Annotated in this window: 5 protein-coding genes and 1 pseudogene; 3 read left to right on the plus strand and 3 right to left on the minus strand. The window is 46.6% G+C overall.

Going from position 1 to position 5,498, the window contains the following annotated elements; all coding sequences use genetic code 11:
- On the minus strand, positions 1–952 hold a 952-nt coding region (gene purM / locus Q0340_RS01775; protein WP_298081915.1), incomplete at its 3' end, for a phosphoribosylformylglycinamidine cyclo-ligase.
- Between the two features lie 73 nt (positions 953–1,025).
- On the opposite strand from purM, the gene coaE reads away from it, so the two are divergent.
- The 3 genes from coaE to dapF all read left to right on the plus strand — a co-directional run bounded on the left by coaE (position 1,026) and on the right by dapF (position 3,742).
- On the plus strand, positions 1,026–1,700 hold the full coding sequence (gene coaE, locus Q0340_RS01780) for a dephospho-CoA kinase (RefSeq protein ID WP_298081916.1): 675 nt from the start codon (positions 1,026–1,028) through the stop codon (positions 1,698–1,700).
- 66 nt (positions 1,701–1,766) lie between these two features.
- Positions 1,767–2,687 (plus strand): tetratricopeptide repeat protein, encoded by a 921-nt coding sequence (locus Q0340_RS01785; protein WP_298081917.1) that lies wholly within the window; start codon positions 1,767–1,769, stop codon positions 2,685–2,687.
- A gap of 176 nt (positions 2,688–2,863) precedes the next feature.
- Positions 2,864–3,742, plus strand: coding sequence for a diaminopimelate epimerase (gene dapF, locus Q0340_RS01790; RefSeq protein ID WP_297880894.1), 879 nt, complete (start codon positions 2,864–2,866; stop codon positions 3,740–3,742).
- Between the two features lie 1,098 nt (positions 3,743–4,840).
- On the opposite strand, the gene Q0340_RS01795 is transcribed toward dapF, so the two are convergent.
- Both Q0340_RS01795 and Q0340_RS01800 read right to left on the minus strand, forming a co-directional pair.
- Positions 4,841–5,176 (minus strand): hypothetical protein, encoded by a 336-nt coding sequence (locus Q0340_RS01795; RefSeq protein WP_298081918.1) that lies wholly within the window; start codon positions 5,174–5,176, stop codon positions 4,841–4,843.
- An 83-nt stretch (positions 5,177–5,259) separates the two neighbouring features.
- Positions 5,260–5,498, minus strand: a pseudogene (locus Q0340_RS01800) (ATP-binding protein); the annotation flags it as partial.

The raw sequence follows: 5,498 nt of genomic DNA on the forward strand, positions 1-5,498 counted from the left end.
CCTCGCCGATAACGTAGCCGTCGGTATTGGATAGTACGAAATCGATATTTTCTTTTGGAGCTACGACGATCATACCTACGCCCATGTTAAACGTCCTCATCATCTCTGCAGGCTCCACTTTTTGCGCGATGATTTTAAAGATTTCAGGCGTGCGGATCGCTGTATGCTCGATCTTCGCACCCAGCCCCTGTGGAAATACGCGCGGCAGATTTTCCACGATGCCTCCGCCCGTGATATGTGCGAGCGCGTGGATATTGTCTTTTAAATTTAAAAAGTCGCCGACGTAAATCCTGGTCGGCTGCAAAAGCACGTCGATGAGCGCGCAACCGTCCACTTTGTCTTCAAATTTTAACCCCAGCTCGGCGATCACTTTTCGCGCGAGTGAGAAGCCGTTTGAGTGTAGGCCGCTGCTAGGAAGCGCGATGAGCAGGTCGCCCTCACGCACAAACTTGCTGCGGTCGATCTCGTCCTCTTCGGCGATACCCACGGCAAAGCCCGCTAGGTCGAAGTCGCCCTTTTTATACATCGAGGGCATCTCCGCCGTCTCGCCGCCGATCAGGGCGCAGCGGGCGAGTTTGCAGCCCTCGGCGATGCTTTTTACGACCTCTTTGGCGTCACGGGTCTCGAGCTTCGCCGTCGCGTAATAGTCGAGGAAAAATAGCGGCTCGGCGAAGTTGCAGATGAGATCATTCACGCACATTGCGACGAGATCCTGCCCTACGCCGTCAAATTTACGCGCGTCGATCGCGAGTCGCAGCTTTGTGCCTACGCCGTCGGTGGCGCCTAGGATTGCGGGCTTTTTGTAGCCAGCAGGCAGTCTCACTGCGCCCGAGAACGAGCCAATACCGCCCAAAACGTGCGGAGTTTGCGCCCTTTTGACGAACGGTTTTATTGCGTTTACGAAGTCATTTCCTGCGTCTATATCGACGCCCGCGTCTTTGTAGCTTATCAAATTTTATCCTCCAAGATGGTATAATTTCGCAGATTTTAGCTAAAATCGAATAAAAACGCTATAAAGGCTCGCCTTGAAATTTAAACACGCAATCGTCATCACGGGCAGCATCGGTAGCGGCAAGAGCACGGTTTGCGAGCTGCTTCGTGATCGCGGATTTGAGATCATCGATGCCGATAAGATTTCGCACTGCATCCTTGATCGATACGCCGCGCAGGTAGCTGAAATTTTCGGCACGCAATACGTCGTACAAAAGGACGCGCAGGCTAGAAATTTGAGTTCGCATGTGAAATTTGACGCTAGCGGCGATGAGGAAATTTTATCCGCCCCTTGCGTTTCAGTAGATCGCAAAAAGCTAGGCGAGCTGGTGTTTAAAGACCCCGCGGAGCTTGCAAAGCTAGAAGCGCTGCTGCATCCGAAGATAACGGCTGAAATTTTATCGCAGGCGCAGGCTTTGGAGGCGAAAGGAAAGATTTATTTCGTCGATATTCCGCTATTTTTTGAGGGCAAGAGATATGAGTTTTTCGATAAAGTAGCGGTCGTTTATGCGCCTAAAGATACGCTAATTTTGCGCGTGATGAAGCGAAACGGGCTGGATTACGCCGCTGCAAAACACCGCGTGGAGCTGCAAACGGATATCGAGCAAAAGCGCGCTATGGCGGATTTCGTTATAGATAATAGCGGCGATCTTGCCGCGCTTAAGGCCGCGGTGGAGAGATCTTTAAAAGAGCTAAAAGATAAAATTTAGCCCTTTGCGCGGTTGCGTAAAATTTCTACGCGAATTAAGATGAGACTAAAAATAAAGGAGAAGGCGATGAGGATCGGTAGCTGTGCCCAAAAGGGCGCTAAATTTCAAAATTTTAAAAGCACGCCGCTTAAAGAGCGGTTAAAATTTACGGCGCGAATGGTTTTGCTCTCCGCGCTGTTTGCGACGGGCGCTGCGGCGGAGATCGACGATCTAAGGAAGGGCTGCGCCGCGGGGAGCGAGATGGATTGTAAAAAACTAAGCCGCGTGATAAATGAGCTGCAGCGCAACTGCGACGCAGGCGGCGAGGAAAACGCGCTGGATTGCGCAAATTTGGGCTACGCATACGACTCAAATAGAAGCTTCAGGCAGGCCGCGCGCTATTACGACATGGCGTGCAAGCTCGGCGAGCAGAAGGGCTGCGTCTATTTAGGGCTGCTCTACAACGACGGGCAGGGGGTGGCGCAGGATCGCAAGAGGGCGAATGAGCTTTTTAGCGATGCTTGCAAGAAAAACAGCAGCGAGGGGTGCGCGAGCCTTGCATACAACTATAAAAAGGGGCTCGGCGTCTATCCAGACACGAAAAAGGCGATCGAGCTTTTGATTAAGGCTTGCAAGATGGGGCAAGTAGAGGCGTGCCATAACCTAGGGCTTAGCTACGTTCTTGGCGAAGGCGTGAAAAAAGACGCGGACAGGGCTAGGATATTTTTTACGAGGGCTTGCGAGCAGGGACACGCGGATTCGTGCGTAAATTTGGGCGTTACGTATTTTAAGGGCGACGGCGGGCAAAAGGATCACGCGCTTGCTGCGAAGTATTTTAGCGAGGCGTGCGAGAAAAGCGACGAGCCGCTAGCCTGCTCAAATTTAGCGTATCAATACGAAAAGGGCTGGGGCGTAGCGAAAGATAAAAAGAGGGCGCGCGAGCTTTATGAAAAGGCTTGCAAGCTCGGAAGATTTGATGCTTGCGAGCATTTAAAGGCTATGAGGTAGGCTCTAACATCAAGCGCGAAAACGCATAACAAAATGGGCTCACGAAAGAAGATACGTTAGTAAATTGAGTCTTAGTAAAGCCTAGGAATAAGCGATACGCTTAAATTTAGATATAAGTAAAATTTTAATAAAGCGTTAGTGAGCGTTAGTAATTTTAAAAATTTGCGAGGTAGATAATGAAAATTTCAAAATATAATGCGAGCGGAAATGATTTCGTAATATTTACGGATTCGGTTAAGGCGGATAGATCCAAGCTAGCGCGTGAGCTATGTGATAGGCGCGATGGAGTAGGCGCTGACGGGCTCATCGTCGTACTACCTAAATTTAACGGTATCGAGGGGATAAACTTTGAGTGGGAATTTTATAATAGCGACGGCAGTAGCGCCGATATGTGCGGCAACGGCTCGCGAGCGGTATGCATGTATGCGTATGAAAATTTCTTGGCCGCGCAAAGTATGAAATTCCTAAGCGGCGCAGGCGTAATTAGCGGTGAAATTTTCGGTATTTTCGGCGGAAATTTGAGCGAGAGTATGCGCGGCGAGCTACGCAATGTAAGCTTCGGCGAGATTTTCAATCTTCGCCCTAACGCTCACGCGTTAGTAGCTAACGTCGAGGTAATGTTAACTCGTCCTAAGCGCCTTGGCGAGAGCTTTGAGGAGGCAGGGCTAACGTGGTATTTTTATAACACAGGAGTGCCGCACTTAGTAACTTTTGTTAGCGATTTAAATGAGTTCGACGCCGCGCTAGCTCGCGATCTGCGTGAAAAGTATAACGCTAACGTTAATTATGCGTTAGTTCAAAGTCGCCTCGCAAGCAAAATTTTAAAGGTGCGCACCTTTGAGCGTGGCGTAGAGGCAGAAACTCTCGCATGCGGTACGGGGATGGCAGCATGCTTCATCGCAGGCGTCGAAAATATGGGGCTAGCTCCCGACATCCGCGTGATACCTGCAAGCGGTGAAACGCTAAATTTGCGCTTAGGGGATGGAGGCAAAATTTACTTTCGCGGCGACGTTAGGCATACTTTCGATGGCGAATTTATCGGATACGTGGAGTAGGCAGACGGAATTTCGAGCCGGTTTGTGCGAGAATCCGTGAAATTTTCGAGTGCGATTTATGCAAGATTTCGCTTTTCACTCCGTTTTATAAAATAATAGATTTGCAATACGACATTGGAATTTTAAAATTTTATGATGATGAAATTTTAGAATTTTCGGGGATGGTTTGCGTGATAATTTTAATTTTGAGGTAAAATTTGGCGCTTCACTGCAAAATTTAATTCCTAAATTTCGGAATTTTATGAAATAAAATTTTAAGATTTCAGCGTGCGGAATTTTGCTACTAAATTTAAAATTTTTGCTTGAATTTCACATTTGTATCGCATTAATTTGGGCTTCTGCGGAATTTAGCGTTATAAAATTTACGCTCTAACCCGCTCATTTGGTTTATAATTTTTGCTGCCACCGCAAAAAATCCGTCGTGTCCGCACTAGTGAAATTCCGCCACTGATAGCAGAAAGCGCGGCATCAAGCGCAAATCCTCGCTGCGGGTAAAATTCTGTCATTGACAATAAAAGCTAGATTTATCGATACGACAATTCTTGAAGCGCGGTAGAATTTACGAACGACGATAAAAGCATAGTGTGGTTACGGCGAAATTTAAAATTTGCGCCCGCCGAATTTCGCCGCGCCGTCATTTTGTCGTTTAAATTTTAAATTCCATCCGCGTCGGTTTCGCCGAAACTAGGCATAAAATCTGATGATTAACTCTCTGGCGAGCGCTAAAATCACGACAAAAATTATAAATTTTAATAAAGATTTTTGTCGTATCGCGACAAGCATAACGATGCCAAATAAAACGAGCGCAATGTCTAAAAATGTATCTTTCATACGCTTAATTGAAATTTAATCAAAATACTAAGTATGATAAGAAGTATTATAAAGCGCAAGATTGAGTGCATGGAGGATAGATCGCCAAATTCTTTGTCATATTCCTTTTTTACCTCCCACTCAGCTTTCCAGGCGAACATTTTTACTATAAAATCCAGCATTTTCATCTCCTTTTTTTAAGGCGAGTCGCATAAAAATGAAATTCTGTCGCTCCACGTGAAATTAAAGAATTCTATCTAATTGGCGCTTAAAATTTTTAATTTTGAACTATTTGTCGGCGTTTTGGACGAGCGCTTTTTCGTATTTTTCGATAAAGCTTCGCCCTGACTCGCATAGGCGGTAGATGAAAATCTTCGACGCCTTGCCCGCATCAAGCCCCGTATCCTTAATGCTTTCGCGCTGCAGGTAGCCCCAGTTTTTATGAATTATGTCAAGAGTCGATTTGATCGATGTGTAGTTGCGCCCACTCGCAGCTGCGAATTCGTTTACGGGCCTCATAAACTCCGCATCGCTTTGCTTATTGCGACATAAAAGTCCCTTTTCGCCTTGCGATTCGACCAGTTTTAGCGTTTCATAAATGAGTTTGTATTTTAATTTGATCATCGGCTTTCCCTTGCGTAATTGATATGGGTTTGCCAAAATTATATCATAAAATTTGTATTTTTATGATATGAGATGTCAATAAATCAGAAGCTAAGCACGAACTCATGAAACGGCACGACATCGCAGCGGATACCCTCGATCTCGAGCCTGCCGGAGTTTGCCATAGAAACGACTTTTAAGCTCGTGATGCCGAGCCTCTTGAGCGCGCTTAAGATTTTGCGGAATTTTAAAAAGATGATGTCTGCGTCGCTGAATGGGATAACGAGAACCCCCATCTTTAGAGCAGGCAGGTAAAAATCCAGCTCTTTTGTGTAAGAAATCG

This window comes from uncultured Campylobacter sp., assembly GCF_938045595.1.
In the GTDB taxonomy this organism is placed as follows: domain Bacteria; phylum Campylobacterota; class Campylobacteria; order Campylobacterales; family Campylobacteraceae; genus Campylobacter_B.